At 65.1% G+C, this 18690-nt stretch carries 16 protein-coding genes; 3 read left to right on the top strand and 13 right to left on the bottom strand.

The annotated features are described in order from the left end of the window. Nucleotides 1-38: 38 nt before the first annotated feature. The 8 genes from LHL23_RS21955 to LHL23_RS21920 form a co-directional block, all read right to left on the bottom strand. Nucleotides 39-479 (bottom strand): c-type cytochrome, encoded by a 441-nt coding sequence (locus LHL23_RS21955; protein WP_226431549.1) that lies wholly within the window; start codon nucleotides 477-479, stop codon nucleotides 39-41. Further along, nucleotides 476-1738 carry an ABC transporter ATP-binding protein gene (locus LHL23_RS21950; RefSeq protein WP_226431548.1) on the bottom strand — a complete coding sequence of 421 codons (1263 nt, stop codon included), beginning with the start codon at nucleotides 1736-1738 and terminating at the stop codon, nucleotides 476-478. Before LHL23_RS21950 ends, LHL23_RS21955 begins: the two co-directional genes overlap by 4 nt. Before the next feature lie 57 nt (nucleotides 1739-1795). Further along, the gene (locus LHL23_RS21945) at nucleotides 1796-2494 is read right to left on the bottom strand and encodes a copper-binding protein (RefSeq protein WP_226431547.1); all 699 of its coding nucleotides are present in this window, start codon (nucleotides 2492-2494) and stop codon (nucleotides 1796-1798) included. A 41-nt stretch (nucleotides 2495-2535) separates the two neighbouring features. Beyond that, nucleotides 2536-3894: a multicopper oxidase family protein gene (locus LHL23_RS21940; protein WP_226431546.1), complete on the bottom strand. Its 1359-nt coding sequence runs from the start codon at nucleotides 3892-3894 to the stop codon at nucleotides 2536-2538. A 14-nt stretch (nucleotides 3895-3908) separates the two neighbouring features. Next, a complete protein-coding gene (locus LHL23_RS21935) occupies nucleotides 3909-5369 on the bottom strand; it encodes a TolC family protein (RefSeq protein ID WP_226431545.1) in 1461 nt (486 codons plus the stop codon). Next, nucleotides 5369-5590 carry a hypothetical protein gene (locus LHL23_RS21930; protein WP_226431544.1) on the bottom strand — a complete coding sequence of 74 codons (222 nt, stop codon included), beginning with the start codon at nucleotides 5588-5590 and terminating at the stop codon, nucleotides 5369-5371. Before LHL23_RS21930 ends, LHL23_RS21935 begins: the two co-directional genes overlap by 1 nt. An 83-nt stretch (nucleotides 5591-5673) precedes the next feature. Next, nucleotides 5674-6048 (bottom strand): hypothetical protein, encoded by a 375-nt coding sequence (locus tag LHL23_RS21925; protein ID WP_226431543.1) that lies wholly within the window; start codon nucleotides 6046-6048, stop codon nucleotides 5674-5676. Nucleotides 6049-6320: 272 nt separating this feature from the next. Further along, a complete protein-coding gene (locus tag LHL23_RS21920) occupies nucleotides 6321-7022 on the bottom strand; it encodes a GntR family transcriptional regulator (protein WP_226431542.1) in 702 nt (233 codons plus the stop codon). 198 nt (nucleotides 7023-7220) lie between these two features. On the opposite strand from LHL23_RS21920, the gene LHL23_RS21915 reads away from it, so the two are divergent. The 3 genes from LHL23_RS21915 to LHL23_RS21905 all read left to right on the top strand — a co-directional run bounded on the left by LHL23_RS21915 (nucleotide 7221) and on the right by LHL23_RS21905 (nucleotide 10414). Next, nucleotides 7221-8306, top strand: a complete 1086-nt coding sequence (locus LHL23_RS21915) for a TRAP transporter substrate-binding protein (RefSeq protein ID WP_222480345.1) — start codon at nucleotides 7221-7223, stop codon at nucleotides 8304-8306. A gap of 63 nt (nucleotides 8307-8369) precedes the next feature. Next, on the top strand, nucleotides 8370-8864 hold the full coding sequence (locus LHL23_RS21910) for a TRAP transporter small permease subunit (RefSeq protein ID WP_226431541.1): 495 nt from the start codon (nucleotides 8370-8372) through the stop codon (nucleotides 8862-8864). After that, complete coding sequence (locus LHL23_RS21905) at nucleotides 8864-10414, top strand: TRAP transporter large permease (RefSeq protein WP_226431540.1); 1551 nt, start codon at nucleotides 8864-8866, stop codon at nucleotides 10412-10414. The genes LHL23_RS21910 and LHL23_RS21905 overlap by 1 nt, the downstream gene beginning before the upstream one ends. Before the next feature lie 44 nt (nucleotides 10415-10458). Here LHL23_RS21905 and LHL23_RS21900 read toward each other — a convergent pair whose 3' ends face one another. The 5 genes from LHL23_RS21900 to LHL23_RS21880 are packed head-to-tail and all read right to left on the bottom strand — an operon-like array spanning nucleotide 10459 to nucleotide 18626. Further along, a complete protein-coding gene (locus LHL23_RS21900) occupies nucleotides 10459-13089 on the bottom strand; it encodes a nitrate reductase (protein WP_226431539.1) in 2631 nt (876 codons plus the stop codon). Beyond that, a complete protein-coding gene (gene nirD, locus LHL23_RS21895; protein ID WP_226431538.1) occupies nucleotides 13089-13421 on the bottom strand; it encodes a nitrite reductase small subunit NirD in 333 nt (110 codons plus the stop codon). The genes LHL23_RS21900 and nirD overlap by 1 nt, the downstream gene beginning before the upstream one ends. Beyond that, nucleotides 13418-15859 (bottom strand): nitrite reductase large subunit NirB, encoded by a 2442-nt coding sequence (nirB, locus tag LHL23_RS21890; protein ID WP_226431537.1) that lies wholly within the window; start codon nucleotides 15857-15859, stop codon nucleotides 13418-13420. Before nirB ends, nirD begins: the two co-directional genes overlap by 4 nt. 4 nt (nucleotides 15860-15863) lie before the next feature. Further along, nucleotides 15864-17546, bottom strand: a complete 1683-nt coding sequence (locus tag LHL23_RS21885) for an ABC transporter ATP-binding protein (protein WP_226431536.1) — start codon at nucleotides 17544-17546, stop codon at nucleotides 15864-15866. A 6-nt stretch (nucleotides 17547-17552) separates the two neighbouring features. Next, nucleotides 17553-18626 carry an ABC transporter permease gene (locus LHL23_RS21880; RefSeq protein WP_226431567.1) on the bottom strand — a complete coding sequence of 358 codons (1074 nt, stop codon included), beginning with the start codon at nucleotides 18624-18626 and terminating at the stop codon, nucleotides 17553-17555. Nucleotides 18627-18690: the final 64 nt, after the last annotated feature.

Here is an 18690-nt window from a genome sequence, read left to right as displayed (position 1 = left end):
GAAGCCGGGCTGTTTCCTGCCCGGCTTTCACTTGCCAGCTAATTGATCCCGTTTGCGCGCTGCAGTTCCCGCACATATTGAGTGATGCCTTTGACGTCGCCATCGGTCAGCCCCTGCTGGGCGGGCATGTTGCCGAATTTCCAGTGATGCGCCCGCACGCCGTTGCGGACCGCAAGCAGGAAGGCGGCGTCGCCGTGGTGCGAAGGTTCATAGATCTTGTGAACCAGCGGCGGTCCCATGCCGTTGCGGCCCGCTGCGTTGTCTCCGTGGCAGCCGGCGCAGACCGCGTCAAAGGCGCGTTTCCCGGTCATCGCGGTTTCACTTAGCTCCGGCGGCAGCTGAACTTCGGCAAGCGGGGCGCCGGGTTCCAGAACGGCGCGCGGCGAAGTTGCATCCTTTCCGTTGGTGCTGCTGTAGACGAAGTAGGCTGCCGCCGCTGCCAAGGCTGCGGCTGCTGTAATGGCTATGTTTTTATTCATGAGGTTTGCTTTCTCTTATTGAGGGGCTGAAATGCCGCGCGCGGGGCGGGCTGATACGGGTGGCGGCCAGCACCGGAGGCCGCTCCGGGCAGCCCGCCGGGGCGGAACGCGAAAGCGCAGATCTCCTGGTACCGGATCCGCACGTCCTCGCTTTGCTGGTAGAAACGGAACAGATCCTTCAGCGGGGATGAGAATTCCTTGTGCGCCGACAGCATCGCCACAAGTGCGCCCAGCGAAACCCGCTCCTGCAGCACGAAGTAGCCGCCCAGGGAATAGAACAGGAACGGGGTCAGGGCGGTCAGGAAGTTGTGGATTGCCTTGGCCAGGAATTTCAGCCGGTGGATCTGCAGGCGGTGTTCCTGCAGCTGCCGGAAGCTGCGCGCAACCGGCAGCGCGCCCGGGCGGGCCGCCCGCATTTGCCGGTCCAGATGGCCGCTGAGCAGGCGCATCTCGCGGATCCGCTTGCGCGAGATCGCATTCACCCGCCGCTGCAGCCGCGGCACGATGATCAACTGCAAAGGCAGGACCGTCAGAGCAGCCGCGGCGAGGATCGGGTCCTGCACGAACATGAACAAAAGGATCGTCGCCAGCGTCCCGCCCTGCAGCAGCGGGACGGTCAGCAGTTCAGAGGCAAAGCCGCCGACCGGCTCCACCTCGGGGCCGAGAACGGGCATGATGGCAGGCTGGCGATGTGCGTGCTGGTCGCGCCTCCACTGGCGGTAGACGGCAAGGCGGAGCCGGCGCACAAAGCTTTCGGCAACCCGGCCCTTGCGGATGTTCAACCAGTATTTGTTGAGACCGTTGAGCGAAATGGCCGCCAGGTAGGCGCCGCAGAGCAGAAACAGCAGCGAGACTTGCGGCAGGTCGAATCCCAGAACTGGCCCCGCACCGTCCTGGCTTTCAAAGACACGGTTCACGATCTGCTTGGGCAATTCGAGAGTCAGGTAAAGGATCGGCATCGCGGTCAGGCTGAGCACGACCAGGGCTGCCTGCTGCCGTCCCGTTGCGCGCAGGATATAGCGCGGCAGGCTGGCCCAGATGCCCGCCGCCTGCTCTTGTGCCGCGGGATCAGCTGCCGGAGCCTGAAAGCGCCTGCGCAGCAGCAAGGCCGCCTGAACCGCCAGTGTCGACGCCAGCAGAGCAGGGGCGAGGACCAGCACCAAGTGCATCATCGGATGCAGCCAGGCGGGCGCCGTGCTGTCGTAGCTGAACCCCAGCGCCGCTGCCGCGTCGTGGGCGAGAGTGTGGAATTCCGGCATTGGTGAACTCTGTTGCGCTTAGGGGAAGGCAGGCAAGCCTGCCTTCCGCCCCGGGGCTTACTTCAGCGCGGTGAGGGTCAGCTTGCCCTTGATCCGCTCGGCAACGAATTCGATGGCGTCGCCGGCTTTCAGCTGATCCAGCATCGCGTCATCGGCGACCCGGAACACCATGGTCATCGCAGGCATCTCCAGATCAACCAGCTCTTCATGAATGATCGTGACCTTGCCGGACTTGGCGTCGACCTTCTTGACCGTGCCCGCGGTGAACGTGCCGCCGCTGCCGTCCAGCACCGCCACCGGGCCGTGCATGCCGGATTCGTAGTGGCCGGGGATCAGGCAGGCGAACTCGAAGGTGCCGGCGTTGGTGAAGGTCCAGACCACTTCGCCGCTGGCGCCCGGGTCCAGGCGCACTGAGTTCGGGTCGTCATGTTCCATCTCCATCTTGGCCATCATCGCCTTGTGGTGGACATTGCGTTCCGCCGTATCCAGCACAAACTCATGCTCCAACTCGCCCGCGTTGGTGATCACGAATTTGACCGTCTCGCCCTTGGCAAAGGAAAAGCTGGACGGCTCGAACAGCATCTCGCCGTCGTCTGTCTCCTTCATGGTCACGGCGACTTCCCGGTCCGCGTGGGCGGCCTCGCCGGGCTTGCCAACCTCCATCTCGCCGTGGTGGCCGCCGCCATGGGTGCCGACGGCAAAGGCCGGAGCGGTGGAAAGAGCGCCAATTAGGGCTGCGGAAAGAATCTTGTTCATGTCTGTCTCCTCGTCAGGTTTGGATTTGTTCCAGGGGCCGGTCAGCCCTTGGCAGTTGGTTTCGGGGTAATGCGGGTCTGCGCGTCTTCGGCGCGGGCAAAGTCCGGCAGCTCGCCTGCCCACTCATAGGCCTGGGTGCCGGGCGGGTTTTCGTACCAGCCGGGATCGCTGTAGTCGTTTGCGTCGATGCCCTCGCGCACCTTCACGACCGAGAACATGCCGCCCATTTCCAGCGGCCCGTACGGGCCCCAGCCGGCCATCATCGGCACGGTGTTGTCGGGCAGCGGCATCGACATCTCGCCCATGTCGGCCATGCCGGCGGTGCCCATCGGCATGTATTCGGGCTGCAGGTTGCGGATCTGGCCGGTCAGCTTGCGCTTGTCGGTGCCGATGAAGGTCGGCACGTCGTGGCCCATCGCGTTCATCGTGTGGTGCGATTTGTGGCAGTGGATCGCCCAGTCGCCCGGATGCACCGCATCGAACTCATAGGCGCGCATGGCGCCGACAGGAATGTCGATCGAGACTTCCGGCCAGCGGGCGCTTTCGGGCACCCAGCCGCCGTCGGTGCAGGTGACCTCGAAGTCATAGCCGTGCATGTGGATCGGGTGGTTGGTCATGGTCAGGTTGCCGGTCCTGACGCGCACCCTGTCGCCCTGATTGACCACCAGCGGATCGATGTCCGGGAAGATCCGGCTGTTCCAGCACCACAGGTTGAAGTCCGTCATTTCCATCACCCGCGGCACATAGGAGCCGGGATCGATGTCAAAGGCGTTGAGCATGATCAGGAAATCGCGGTCGACGGGCATGAAGGCCGGGTCCTTGGGATGCACGATGAACATGCCCATCATCCCCATCGCCATCTGCACCATCTCATCCGCATGGGGGTGGTACATGAAGGTGCCGGATTTGATCAGGTCGAACTCATAGACAAAGGTCTTGCCCGGCGGGATGCCCGGATGGCTGAGGCCGCTCACCCCGTCCATGCCCGAAGGCAGGATCATCCCGTGCCAATGCACGGAGGTATGTTCCGGCAGTTTGTTGGTGACAAAGATGCGGACCCGGTCGCCTTCTACCGCCTCGATCGTGGGGCCGGTGGACTGACCGTTGTAGCCCCACAGATGCGCGATCATGCCTTCGGCCAGCTCGCGCTCGACCGGCTCGGCGACCAAATGGAACTCCTTCACCCCGTTGTTCATCCGGAACGGCAGGGTCCAGCCGTTCAGGGTGACCACCGGGTTGTAGTCCGGACCGGTGGAGGGGGGCAGCGGCGGCTGTGTGGCGGCGCTGTCCATACTCGCAGCTTCGGGTAGGCCCATGTTTAGGGTCTTGCCCCAGGCCTGGCTGGACACCAGCGCCGCACCCGCGGCGCCGGCCCCAAGCATTTGACGTCTGTTCATCATGTCATTTGATCCTTTCAATGGCCTGCACCGCCGCCAGCGGCAATCTGTTCGCTGCCGTTCTGCGGTGCGGAACCTGTGCCGCCGCCATAGATCGCGGCGCTGACATTGGCCTGGGCCAGCCAGAAATCGCGCTTGGCATTGGCCGCCTCCAGCGAGCCCGCCAGCTTGTCGCGCACGCCGGTCAGCAGTTCGAAGGTGCTGGTGATCATTCCGTTGTAACTGAGCAGGCCTTCCTCCTCGATTGTCCGGCGCAGCGGCACCAGAATGTCGCGGTAATGGCGCGCGATCTCATAGGAGGAATGATAGGCCAGCTTAGCACTGCGGGCCTCCGAGCGGACACTGACCGCCCGTTCCGCCAGCGTATTGGCCGCCTGCATGTAGGAAAGCTCCGCCTTGCGCATCCGCGCCTTGCCGGTGTCAAAGACCGGAATGGCAAACTCCAGCTCCAGCTGCGGCAGGGTTTCGGTGTGGGTCTCCCCGTCCTCGCGCTCGCGCTCCGCCTCAGCGCCGGCAATCAGCTCCAGGTCGGTGACCAGCCGGGTCCTGCCGGTCAGGCCAAAGGCGCGGGCCTGCGCCTCAAGTCCAAGCTTGGCAACCTTCAGATCTACCCGGTTTGTCAGTGCCGCCGCTTCGATCGAGGCGACCCGCGGCAGGGACTTTGGCAGTGGCGGCAGCGCATCCGGCACATAGTAGTTGGCGTCGCTGCCCCAAAGGCCCATCAGCCGGGTCAGCTCCTCCTTGGCGAGCTGCGCCTCCAGCCGGGCACGGGCCACCTGTCCTGCCAGCTCGGCATTGAAGGCAAACTCCCGCGCCTGGCCCGCCTTGTTCAGCGCGCCGGTCTTGCCCAACTGGCTGGCCAGTTCTGCCCCCGCTGCCGCTGTCCCGCTGGCCTGGCGCAGATAACTCAGCCGTTCAAACGCGGCCACGGCATTGATCCAGGCCTGCCGGGTCTGCCCGGCCAGCGCCAGCGTGTCGTTCACCGCGTTCAGCTGCGCCTGCTGGAACTGCGTCTCAGCCACGGCGACGCGCTGCTTGCGGGTCTTCACGTCCAGCAGGTTCACGGCGATGGTCGATTCCAGCGCCCGGTACAGGCCCAGTTCCGGCGCGCCGATCCCCATCAGGCCGATCGAGACCACCGGGTTTTCCGGCGTCATCTGCTGCCAGGCCTCTGCTGCCGAAAGGCCGACCGCGGCATAAGACGCCTGCAGGCCCTTGTTGTTCAAAAGCGCGGCCTGCACCGCAGTATCGGCGGAGATCGTCTTGCCATGGACCAGCTGCCGGACTTCCCTTGCCAGCGCCTCGTTCTGGGCCTGGGTCTGGGCAAAGGCCGTGCGCTTGCCGATGGCGGCCGAGGTCTGGCTGGCGACCTCCTGAAACCCGGCCTGCGGGCTGGTGAATTTTTCCGGCACCGCGGCCGAGCAGGCGGCCAGCACCAGGGGCGGCGCCAGGAGGACGCTCCAAGTTTTCGCTGTCATCATTGGCTCTCCTGCTGCTCGTTGACACCGCGCCAAGGGGCGGGGCCGCTGGGCTGGTAGGTTTCGAACCCCTTGAGCGGAGACTGGTAATTCAGAGACCGGTATGGGCCGGACGGCGCGGCAGCAGTTTGCAAGGCTGCGGTATCGGGCAGTGCAGCCGGTGTTCTGGCGCACGCCCCCAGCAGCAGGGCGCCCGCCCCGGCCAGAAACAGAGATTTCATGTGGTTTTCCTGAGGTATGTCTGCACGGCTCCTGCATTTGCGTGCAGGAGGGTTTTAGAGACCGTTGAAACGGTTCAGATGTCTCAGGCTCTTGGCGGGCGCAGCAGTGCGAGCTGTTCCCTGGACGGCAGCTGCGAATTCTCCTGCTTCCAGCGCACAGACTGGGTCACGGAGATTTCTTCCGGCTGCAAAGACAGCACAGCAACTGCCATGCAGGCACCCGCGCAGCAGTTTGCGCCGTCGGCGTTCCGGGGCGCATCCTGGCCATCCTGCGCACCGGTGCCGGCAGCGTCATGCGCCGCACCGGCATGGCTATCGCCGGTATGCGAGACCGCGGCATCGCCGTGATGACCTGCAATGGAATGCGCGGCGGATGGCAGTGAAAACCCCAGCACAAGGATCACCGCAAATGCAGCAGCCACCCTGATGAGCCGGAAGATATGTGCCGGAAACGCCATGGAGGTATTTCTCCTGACCGGCCCGGCCCGCGTCAAGACGGCAATCATGCATTCTGCGCTCGAATTTGCGTGTTTCAGGCCTGTTATCCCTGCTTTTTTCGCAGCGGCCGCTGACGGCGGCACTGCCGTGCAAACCCTCCCGCGCGGGAGGGTCGCGGCGAATTTGTTGAAGTGATTCGGGAGCTGAATGACTGGGCACGGCTGCCTGCCGCGAGGTTTGCGCGGGGATGGTTCCTGCAGCCCGGATCCGGCCTCTGGCGCGGTGCTTTCCGTCAGCCCCGGGTGAAAAGCTGGTAGCCCGGATGGGCAACGGCACAGAGGCTGGTGATCGGCGCGTCGCCAATCCAGGTGGTGCGCTCCATCACAAACAGCGCATCCCCTGGGGAGCTCTGGAGGATTTCGCTATCGCTGGGGGTGCCGGGACGGGCGTAGAGGCGCAGGTCGCAGCGGCTGTAGGGGCGGTTGCGGACCAGCCATTCGTTGGCGCTTTCGCGGGTCAGGTCCACCGAGGTGATCTCCGGCACGGTTTCCAGACAGATCCAGCGGTCCTCGAAAATATAGGGGCGGCTGTCGGCCAGGTGCAAAGCTTCGACGCGGAGCATCGGGCGGGCCTCCGGCAGGCCGAAATTGGCCATAATGGCCGGGCTGGAAGGCTGCACAGACTGCCGGATCAGCCGGTAGCCGTAGGTGCTGCCCTTCTGTTCGACCTCAAGCCGGGTGATCGGGATATCGAGCGTTGCGCGGGTCACCGGATCGCGCCGCACCATGGTGCCGCCCTTGCGGCGCCGTTCCACCAGACCGCTCTGGGCCAGGTCGCGCATCGCCCGGTGAACGGTGGAGCGGGCGCAGCCGAAGCGGGCGGCGAACTCCTCGTCCCGCGGCAGCTTGTCCCCCGGCCCGTAGGTGGAGTTCAGGATCATCTCCCGGATGCTGTCCCGGATGCTCACCCAGGAATGCCGCTGCTTGTCCGTCATCGTCCTCCCCAGGCCAAACGGGAAAATGCGCTCCGCCGCTCCATATTGCATCCTGCGCGGAAAGGCGACTTGGAACCGCGCAACCGTGATTGACAATAATATGTAGCTACATATTAATGTAAAGCGCGTACAAAAAATGAGTCTGCACTGCCGCCACCGGCCTGCTGCAGATGCACCGACAGACGGAGGACTGGAGACATGGAAAGACGCGCATTCTTGAAAGCCGGCGCAATGGGCGCGGCAGCGGCGACGCTGGCGAGCCCGGCCATTGCCCAGGGCAAGATGCAGTGGAAGATGGTCACGGCCTGGCCCAAGAACCTGCCGGGACCGGGTGTGGCGGCGCAGATGCTGGCCGACCGGATCACCACCCTGTCGGGCGGCCGGATCGAGGTGAAGCTGTTTGCCGCGGGTGAACTGGTGCCGGGCCGCGGCGTGTTCGACGCGGTGTCCGAAGGCACGGCTGAGCTCTACCACGCGGTGCCTGCCTACTGGGGCTCCAAGTCCAAGGGCATCCTGCTGTTCGGCTCGCAGCCGTTCGGCCTGCGCGCGGATGAGCAGTTCGGCTGGATGTACCACGGCGGCGGCCAGGCGCTCTATGACGAGATGTACGGCCGCTTTGGCATCAAGCCGTTCCTGTGCGGCAACTCCGGCCCGCAGTGGGGCGGCTGGTTCAAGACGGAGATCAACTCTGCCGAAGACCTGAAGGGGCTGAAGTTCCGCACCACCGGACTGGCGTCGGAGATGGCCTCGAAACTGGGCATGGCGGCAGAGGCCACCAGCGGTCCGGCGATGTTCCAGGGACTGCAGACCGGCGCGCTGGATGCCGGTGAGTTCATCGGCCCCTGGACCGACAGCGCGCTTGGCTATTACCAGGTGGCCAAGAACTACTACTGGCCCGGCGTGGGCGAGCCGTCCTCGGCTGAGGAATGCGGCGTCAACGCCAATGTCTTTGCCGAGCTGCCCGAGGACCTGCAGCAGGTGGTGTCGCTGGCCTGCGAGAGCCTCTACAACCCGGTCTGGACCGAATACACCACCAAACACGCGCTGGCCCTCAAGAAGATGGTCGACGAGGATGGTGTGCAGGTGAAGATGTTCCCCGAGGATGTGATCGCCGCGATGGGCGCCGCTGCCAAGGAGGTGGTCGCAGAGCTGCAGGAGGACGAGGATGAGCTGGTGCGCCGTATCACCGAAAGCTTCCTGGCCTATCGCGACAGCGTTGGCGGCTACATGAGCTATGCCGACAATGGCCAGATGAATGCCCGTGCCTCGGTGATGGGTTACTGAAAACGGCAAGACAGCCGGCGCCCGCCGCAGCGGGCGCCGGTTTTTTGATGGGGAGAAAGCAGGATGCAACGGGTTGCAGATGCGCTGGACGGGGTGAACCGGGGGCTGGCGCATGTGGTGCGATGGCTGGCGCTGACCATGGTGCTGGCGCAGTTTGCCATCGTGGTCGGGCGCTATGTATTCGGTGTGAACTCGATCGCCGCGCAGGAAAGTGTCCTTTACATGCACTCCGCCCTGTTCATGCTGGCTGCGGGCTACACGCTGCTGGTCGACAAGCACGTGCGGGTGGATGTGTTCTATGCCGGCCTCAGCCGCAGGGCGCAGCGCCGCATCGACATCTTCGGCCACCTGTTCCTGCTGCTGCCCTCGATGGCGGCGCTGCTCTACTGGTCCTGGCCGTCGGTGCGCAATTCCTGGTCTATTCTCGAAGGCCCGCTGGCTGTTGGCGGCATCGAGGCTGTGTTCCTGCTGAAATCGCTGATCCCGGCGTTCTGCGTGCTGGTGATGCTGCAGTCCCTGGCGCTGCTGATCCGCCTGTTTTCCGAAAGTGACGCCTGATGACCGCCTACCTTGACCTGATCATGTTTGCCGCGCTGATGGCGGCGATCCTCATGGGGTTTCCGGTCGCCTTCTCCATTGCCGGGGTTGCGGTGGTTTTTGCCTACCTCGGCTGGGTGCTGGGGGTGATGGACGTCTCGCTGCTGGGGGCGCTGGGCCAGCGGGCATTCGGCCTGCTGAGCAACGAGGTGCTGATCGCCATTCCGCTGTTTGTGCTGATGGGCGCAATCCTTGAGAAAAGCCGCATCGCAGAAGAGCTCTTGGACACCATGGGGCGGCTGTTCGGCCAGCTGAAGGGCGGTCTGGGCATTTCGGTTGTACTGGTGGGGGCGCTGCTGGCGGCCTCAACCGGCATTGTCGGCGCGACAGTGGTGGCGATGGGCATGATCGCCCTGCCGGCCATGCTGCGCGCGGGCTATGATCCGCGGGTGGCCTCGGGCATCGTCTGCACTGCAGGCACGCTGGGGCAGATTATTCCGCCTTCGACGCTTTTGATCATCCTGGCCGACGTGATGTCGAACGCCTACCAGCAGGCCCAGTACGAGCAGGGCAAGTTCTCGGTCGAGGCGCTGTCGGTGGGCCAGTTCTTTGCCGCAGCACTGGTGCCGGGGCTGGTGCTGGTGGTGCTTTATCTTCTGTATATCCTGATCCGAGGCCTGCTGCGGCCGCAGGACATGCCGTCGGCGCCGGCCGGGGTGGCCCGCCCGAACGGCGGCGAAGTTGTGCGCGCGGTGGTGCCGCCGATCCTGCTGATCTTTGCCGTGCTCGGCGCCATCCTAGGCGGTGTTGCCACCCCGACTGAGGCCGCGTCAGTAGGCGGCATCGGTGCCCTGCTGATGGCGGGCGCGCGAGCGGGCGGCCCGGCCCGGATGATCCTGTTCGGAGCGGCGGCGCTGATCCTGCTGGGCATCCTCGCCGGGGTCCATCCTGTCCGGCTGCAGCGCAGCGACCTAGGCGGCGGCGATCTGGCGGCGGGGGTCTTCTATGCGCTGCTGGCCGGGGCAGGGGCCGTTGCCATCCTGGCCGCCCTGCGCAGCGGCTTGCAGAAGCGCATTTTGCATGATGCCGTCACCTCAACCGCGACGATGACGGCGATGATCTTTGCCACCATCCTGGCGGCGGGCATGTTTTCCCTGGTGTTTATTGGCCTGGGCGGCGAGGAGCGGGTGGCGCACTTCCTGGGCAGCATGCCCGGCGGGCCGACCGGCGCGCTGCTGTTCTGCATGCTGTTCATCTTTGTGCTGGGTTTCTTCCTCGATTTTGTCGAGATCTCTGTCATCGTGCTGCCGCTGGTGACGCCGGCCCTGATCCTGATGGGACATGACCCGGTTTGGCTGGGCATCCTGATCGCGATCAACCTTCAGACCAGCTTCCTGACGCCGCCCTTTGGCTTTTCGCTGTTCTACCTGCGCGGCGCCGCCCCGAAGGAGGTTACCACCCGCCAGATCTATCAGGGGGTGGTTCCGTTCATCGGGCTGCAGGCGCTGGGTGTTCTGCTGGTCTGGCTGATCCCCGGCCTTGCAACCTGGCTGCCCGCCGCGATTTTCTGACAGCGGGCGCCCATTTTTTGAGACTGCTGTCATGCCGCGGCCTTCTATTCTGCGGCATGCGGGACGGCAGCCCGGGCCAGCAGGGCTGCGATATCGGAACGGCAGGAGCCGCAATTTGTGCCGGCCTGAAGGGCTGCGCCGACATCTGCAACACTCAGCAAACCGCCTGTTTCGATGGCCTGAAGAATGGTGCTGGCGCCAACGCTGAAGCAGGCGCAAACCAGCGGGCCGGGATCCGGCTGGTCCGCCGCCGGAACACCAGTCAGGATGCCGCTTGCGCAGGTGCCTGGCAGCCCGGCCAGGTAATCCCGGCTGACGGCCACTGGCTCCGGCGCGGTGAACAGCGCTGCCTGGACCCTGCCGTCCCGGCACAGCGCCAGCCGGGTAATGCCCCTGCTGCTGTCCGTCATCATCTGCAGCTCCGCGTCCGGCATCGCGAACAAGGCCCGGGCCGCGGCTTCGGCGTCGCCGAGGGGCGGCGATCCGGCCAATTCGGCCCGGTATCCTGTTTTGGTGCGGGTCATGGCCCAGTAATCCGTCCGGGGCGCCATCGGTCGGCACGAGACTGCAAAGCCGTACCAGGCGGCCTGCCAGCGTTCCGCCGCAACAACGGCAGCCTTGCTTTCGGGCTGCCCTGAAACAGGATCCGTGGCGGCGGCGACAAGCGTATCGATGCGCGCCGAAGGGGCGGTTTCGCCGGTCCAGTGGATCGGCGCAAACAGGTCGCCGGGCTGCACATCCGCAGTGATCCGGGCGCGCAGGATGGCCTGCCCGTGCGGGCTGCTGAGCCGCAGCAGGTCCGCGGGCTGCACGCCCAGCCGCCGGGCGTCCTCCGGGTGGATGTCGGCAAAGGGTTCCGCCAAGTGGGCCGACAGGCGCGGCGCTTTGCCGGTGCGGGTCATCGTGTGCCACTGGTCGCGGATGCGGCCGGTGTTCAGGCGAAACGGATACTGGCGGTCTTGTGAGGCGGCAGGCGGGCGGCAGCGGACGGGCAGCATGCGGGCCTTTCGGTCCGGGTGAAAGAACTGCCCGTCCGCAAAGAAGCGCCCGCCCTGGCGGCTGCGGCTGACCGGCCAGCGGACCGGGCGCAACCCTTCGTAGTCAGAGTCGGATAGGCCGCTGAGGCCGGAAATGTCGAAATCCAGCCCGAAATTGCCAGCCAGCCCGGACAAGGCCGCATGCTCGCGGAAGATCTGCGCCGGAGACTGATAATCAAACGCCGCGCCCCAGCCCATGCGCCGGCCCGCATCGGCCAGGATGTCCCAGTCGGGGCGGGCCTCACCCGGCGGCGGCAGGGCGGCGCGCTGGCGGCTGATTGTGCGGTCCGAATTGGTGACGGTGCCGTCCTTTTCCGCCCAGGCGGCAGCGGGCAGCAGCACATCCGCCAGCCGGGCAGTGTCAGTTGCGGCTGTGACGTCGCTGACCACAGTGAACTCGCAGGTCTTGATGGCCGCGGAGACGGCATCGGCCTCCGGCATGGTGACGGCGGGATTGGTGTGGATGATCCACAGCGCCTTGAGCCGTCCGTCGCCTGCTGCGCGGAACAGATCGACAGCCTTCAGGCCTGCGCGTTCGGGCATCGCCGGGGCGCCCCAGAACTCCTGCACCGCGGCGCGGTGGCGGCTGTTTTCCAGATCCATATGGCAGGCCAGCATATTGGCCAGCCCGCCCACCTCGCGCCCGCCCATCGCATTGGGCTGGCCGGTCACAGAGAACGGCCCGCAGCCGGGCTTGCCGATGCGCCCCGTGGCCAGATGGCAATTCAGGATGGCATTCACCTTGTCGGTGCCGGAGGTGGACTGGTTCACCCCCTGGCTGAAGATTGTCACCACCTTTTCGGCGCGCATCCACAGTTCGCAGAAGGCTGCGATCTCGGAACCCTCCAGCCCGGTCACCGCGGCATCGGCGGCATAGGCAGCGTCCAGCGCCTCACCCAGCCCATTCACATGCCGCAGATACTCCGCATCCAGCGCGCCGCCTGCGCGGAGCGCCGCCAGCAGGTAGTTGAACAGCGCCACATCGCTGCCTGCCCGCAGTTTCAGATGCATGTCCGCTTGATCGCAGCTGGCGGTGCGGCGCGGGTCAATCACTACCAGCCGGGTGCCGCGGTTTTCGCGGGCGGCAAGGATGCGCTGGTAGAGAACCGGGTGGCACCACGCCAGGTTGGAGCCGACGAGAACAATCAGATCGGCCTCCTCCAGATCCGCATAGGTGCCGGGCACCGTATCGGTGCCAAAGGCGCGTTTGTGGCCGGCGACGGTGGAGGCCATGCAAAGGCGGGAGTTGGTGTCGATATTGGCGGAGCCGAGAAAGCCCTTCATCAGCTTGTTGGCGACATAGTAATCCTCGGTCAGCATCTGGCCCGACAGGTAGAAGCCGATGCTGTCCGGGCCGTGCTGCTCCACCGCCTGGCGGAACCTGGCGGCGACCAGGTCCAGGGCGGTGTCCCAATCCGTCTCCTGCCCCTTCACCCGCGGGGCCAGCAGGCGGCCCTCCAGCCCCAGCGTCTCCCCCAGCGCCAGCCCCTTGGAGCAGAGCCGCCCGCGGTTGGCCGGGTGGTCCGGGTCGCCGTGCACCGCCAGCCCGCCTGCGCCGTCCGGACGCAGCAGCACGCCGCAGCCGGTGCCGCAATAGGGGCAGGTCGAGCGGACCTCCTGGCAAGCCGCTCCTGCCATCACGCAGCGCTCCGCTTGCCGATGGCATTGCCATCGATCAGCAGGCGGCCGCCGTCCACCCGCACCGGATAGGTGCCGATCCGGCCTTCATCCGCCCCCTGCGCCGCGCCGGTGTTCAGATCGAACACCCAGTTGTGCAGCGGGCAGGTCACGCTTTGGCCGTGCACGATGCCCTCTGACAGCGGCCCGCCCTTGTGCGGGCAGCGGTCGTCTGCGGCAAACACTTCCGCCGCGCCGGTACGGAACAGCGCAACGCAGCCCACCGGGGTTTTCACCACCCGCGCGCCATGCAGCGGGATGTCTTCGATATGGCCGATGTCGATCCAGTTCATTCCGCAGCCTCCAGGGTGAGATTGGCAAGGGGGGCGTATTGCGCCCGGGTGGTGCTGTCCTGTGCGTGTTCCGCCCAGGGGTCCTTGCGGTAAACGGATTGCGACAGCTGAAACCGCTCCGCCAGCGCCTTGCGGTTCTCCACGTCGTCCACGATCTGCGCCTTGACCCAGTCGAGCCCGACCCTGGCCAGCCATTTGTAGATCCGGTCCAGGTACTTGGCGTTCTCGCGGTAGATCTGGGTCATCGCCGAGATCACCTCGAGCGCCTCGGCCTCGGTTGCCACCTTGCACAACAGCTCGGTTCCCTTGATCTCCATTCCCGCGGCGCCGCCGACGTGGATTTCATAGCCGCTGTCGACGCAGACCACGCCGATGTCCTTGCAGGTCGCCTCGGCGCAGTTGCGCGGGCAGCCGGAGACCGCCAGCTTCAGCTTGTGCGGGGTCCAGGACCCCCACAGGTGCTTTTCCAGCTTGATGCCCAGCCCGGTCGAGTCCTGGGTGCCGAACCGGCAGTGATCGGTGCCGACGCAGGTCTTCACCGTGCGCAGCCCCTTGGAATAGGCATGGCCCGAGACCAGCCCGGCGCGGTTCAAATCCGCCCACATTGCGGGAAGGTCTTCGCCTTTCACGCCCAGAAGGTCGATGCGCTGGCCGCCGGTGACCTTTACCGTCGGCACGTCGTACTTGTCGGCGGCATCGGCGATGGCGCGCAGCTCATCCGGGGTGGTGATGCCGCCCCACATGCGCGGCACCACCGAGAAGGTGCCGTCCTTCTGGATATTGGCGTGCTTGCGCTCGTTCACGAAACGGCTCTGCGGGTCGTCCCGGTATTCCAGCGGCCAGTCCGCCAGGAGGTAATAGTTCACCGCAGGGCGGCAGACATGGCAGCCGTTGGGGGTGGTCCAGCCAAGCTCCTGCCAGACCGCGGCCTGGCTTTTTAGCTCTTGCGACTTGATCAGGCGGCGGACGTCCTCGTGGGTGTGGCTGGTGCAGCCGCAGACCGGCTGCGCCTGCGGCGCCGCGTAGCCATCACCCAGCGTCACCGCCAGCAGCTGTTCCACCAGCCCGGTGCAGGTGCCGCAGGAGGCCGAGGCCTTGGTGGTGGCGCGGATTGCGCCGAGGTCCGTTGCGCCGCCGTCGATGGCGCCGGTGATCTGTCCCTTGCAGACGCCGTTGCAGCCGCAGATCTCCGCCTCAGGCGGCAAGGCTGCAACGGCTGACAGAGGGTCCGCGGAGGCGCCCCCCTGAAAAGCCGGGCCGAAGATCAGCGTCCCGCGCATCTCGTCAATGTCGGTGCCGTCCTTGATCAGGCCGAAGAACCAGCTGCCGTCTGCGGTGTCGCCGTACATCACCGCGCCGATCAGCCGGTCGTCTTCGATCACCAGCCGCTTGTAGATACCGCGGGAGGGATCGCGGAAGACAATGTCCTCGCGCCCCTCTCCCTCGGCAAAATCCCCGGCGCTGAACAGGTCGCAGCCGGTGACCTTGAGCTTGGTGGCCAGTTCCTTGACCACAAAGGCATTCGGCTGGTCCAGCAGGCTGTCTGCTAGCACTTTGGCCTGATCATAGAGCGGCGCCACCAGGCCGAAAAGGTGGCCGTCAAACTCCACGCATTCCCCCACGGCATATATATCCGGGTCGGACGTCTGCATCTGCGCGTTCACCTCGATGCCGCGCGCCACAGTCAGATGCGCGTCATTGGCAAGCCGGGTTTCCGGTCGGATGCCCACCGCCATCACCACCAGATCGGCCCCCAGCGTTTCGCCGCTTTCCAGCAGTACCGCTTGCGCCCGGTCTTCGCCCAGGATCGCCTTGGTCGAGGCCTGGGTTTTCACGGTAATGCCGCGCGCCTCCAGGTCTTTGCGCAACAGATAGCCCGCGGCCTCATCCAGCTGGCGCTCCATCAGGTGGCCCATCAGGTGCAGCACGGTCACATCCATGCCGCGCTCCTTGAGGCCTGCGGCGGCCTCCAGCCCGAGGAGGCCGCCGCCGATCACCACCGCCTTGCCCCCGCTGGCGGCAGCGTCGATCATCGCGTTGGTATCGTCCAGGTCGCGGTAGGAAATCACCCCCGGCAGGTCGTGCCCCGGCACCGGGATGATAAAGGGGGCTGAGCCGGTGGCGATCACCAGCTTGTCATACGGCATATGGCCGTTCTCGCCCTCGACCACCTTCATCTCGCGGTCGATCCTCACCACATGCTCGCCGAACCGGCAGGCGATGCCGCGCTCCGCGTACCAGTCGTCCGAATGGGTGACGATCTCCTCATAGGTCTTCTCGCCCGACAGCACTGGGCTCAGCATGATGCGGTTGTAGTTGCCGCGCGGCTCGGCGTTGAACAGGGTGATGTCATAGGCGCCGGGGTCCGCGTCGAGCAGATGCTCGATCACCCGGCCAGAGGCCATGCCGGCCCCGATGATGACGAGTTTCTGGGTCATGGTCTTACTCCGCTGCAATCTTGTCTGCCGCCGGTTTGGGCTTGGGTTTCGCCCCGTGCTCGTATTCCTCCAGGAAATCGAGCACCTCCTGCCGGTAGGTGTAGTAATCCGGGTGTTCCAGCAGCGCCTTGCGGGTGCGCGGGCGCGGCAGCTTCACGTCGGTGATCTTGCCGATAGTGGCCTGGGGTCCGTTGGTCATCATCACCACCCGGTCGGCCAGAAGGATCGCCTCGTCTACGTCATGGGTGACGCAGATCGCGGTCACCTTGGTGCGGGACCAGACCTCCATCAGCACCTCCTGCAGCTCCCAGCGGGTCAGGCTGTCGAGCATGCCGAAGGGCTCATCCAGCAACAGAAGCTTGGGCGACAGGGCAAAGGCCCGGGCGATGCCGACCCGCTGCTGCATGCCGTTCGACATCGCATGCGCAGGCTTGTCCATCGCATCCGCCAGGCCGACGCGCTCCAGGTAGTATTCGACCACGTCCTGCCGCTCCGCCTGGGACGCCTTGGGATAAACCTTATCGACGCCGATGGCGCAGTTCTCCCGTGCGGTCAGCCAGGGAAACAGGTTGGGTGATTGGAACACCACCGCGCGTTCCGGGTCGGCACCCTCTACATGGCGGCGGTCCAGCTTGATCGCCCCCTTGGAGATCGGGTTCAGCCCTGCGGCCATGGTCAGCACCGTGGATTTGCCGCAGCCCGAGTGGCCGATCAGCGAGATGAACTCGCCCTTGTTGATCTTGAGGTTGAAATCCTCGACCACCGTCAGCGGCCCCTTGGGGGTGGGATAGATCTTGTGCAGCTGCGAGAAATCCAGAAACCGCTCTTCGGTCATCGACTTCGCGGCCTCAGCCACAGCCGAGGGAAGCCCGTGGATCGGTGTCACATCCGGAAGGATCTTCGAACCCTCGGCCCGCGCCTTGATGCCCGCATCCATAAGGCAGGATGTGACCGCCGCCCGCAGGCGCTTGAAACTCTCGTCCGTGTTCATCGCGGAACGGTCGCGCGGGCGGGGAATGGCGACCTTGAACTCTTCCCCCAGGCTGCCGTCCGGGTTCAGGACGATGATGCGGTCGGCCAGCAGAATGGCCTCATCCACGTCGTTGGTGATCAGCACACAGGTCTTCTTGTCCGCCTCCCAGATGGCTTCGATTTCATCCGCCAGATTGGCCCGCGTCAGCGCATCCAGCGCCGACAGCGGCTCATCCAGCAGCAGCATCTCCGGATCCATCGCCAGCGCCCGCGCCACGTTGACGCGCTGGCGCATGCCACCCGACAGCTCCGCCGGGCGGCGGTTCGCAGCGTGGCTGAGACCGACCATGTTCACGTAATGGTCCACCTTTGCCTGCTTCTCCGCCTTGGGCAGGCCGGGAAACACGGTGTCCACCGCCAGTGCAACATTGCCGTTCACCGTCAGCCACGGCATCAGCGAATAATTTTGGAAGACCACCCCGCGCTCAGGACCGGGGCCGGTGATCTCTCTGCCCCGGTAAGTAACCAACCCCTGTGCGGGCTTCTCCAGCCCGGCCATCAGGTTGATCAGGGTTGTCTTGCCGGTGCCGGAGAAGCCCAGAAGCACCAGAAACTCGCCCTCTTGAACGCTGAGATTGATGTTTTTCAGAACTTGCGTGCGGCTGGTGCCTTCGCCGAAGCTCTTGGAGACATTTTTGAACTCAAGAATGCTCATGGCGGCTCACCGGTTGTTTGTGAAGGTGAAGAGCGACTGCAGCGCGTACATCACCCGGTCCAGGAGAAAGCCGATGATGCCGATGGTCAGCACTGCGACGATGATCTTGGCCAGTGACTGGGAGGAGCCGTTCTGGAATTCATCCCAGACGAATTTGCCGAGGCCGGGGTTCTGCGCCAGCATTTCGGCGGCGATCAGCACCATCCAGCCTACCCCGAGAGACAGGCGCAGCCCGGTGAAGATCAGCGGCAGCGCCGACGGCAGCACCAGCTTGGTGATCTTGGTGTATGTGTTCATTTTCAGAACCTTGGAGACATTCACCAGGTCCTTGTCGATGGAGGCCACACCCAGCGCGGTATTGATCAGCGTCGGCCACAGCGAGCACAGGGTCACGGTGACTGCGGAGACCAGGAATGACTTGGTGAACAAGCCGTCGTTGCTGGCATAAAGGGCGGAGACGATCATCGTGACGATCGGCAGCCAGGCGAGCGGCGACACCGGCTTGAAGATCTGCACCAGCGGATTGATGGCGGAGTTAGCAGCCGGTGAAAGCCCGGCAAGGATGCCCAGCGGAATGGCCACGGCCGAGGCGATCAGGAAGCCGAAGAAGACAGTTTGGATCGAGGTCCAGATTTGCTGGTAGTAGGAGGGCGCGCCCGTAAAGGGGATGTCCTTGACCCGCTCCTGCTGGCCGCGGTCAATGAAGCGCTGGTTGCGGGCCTCCACCTTCTCGTAGTGGGCCTGTTCCTTGGCGGCCTTGGCCTGCGCGTCGCGGTGCAGGTTCACGGCCTCTGTCCAGACCGCAGCAGGCCCGGGGATCGCTCCGAGCGAGGTCTGCACCTTGGGTGCCAGTGTGCCCCAGAGCATGAGGAAGGCGGCAATCGCGATAACGGGAACCGCAAGCAGGCGCCAGATTTCCTTCATCTGCGCCTTGGGATTGTCTCCGGCGGCGGCCTTCAAGACGGGGGTGATCCAGGCCAGGCCGAAGACCTGAAACCAGGCGTCCAGCTTGTTGATCCGGGTGAACAGCCGCGCTTGGCGGGCCTCGGAACTGAGCGTGTCGGGGTCGGCGATGGTCATAGTGTAGTCCTCTGGGGATTTCTGGGGGAGGGGAGCGGCGCTTGCTTCTGCGGGAGCATCGACC

This window comes from Leisingera sp. McT4-56 (assembly GCF_020514995.1).
In the GTDB taxonomy this organism is placed as follows: domain Bacteria; phylum Pseudomonadota; class Alphaproteobacteria; order Rhodobacterales; family Rhodobacteraceae; genus Leisingera; species Leisingera aquaemixtae_A.
This window is presented reverse-complemented; position numbering and strand designations above follow the sequence as displayed.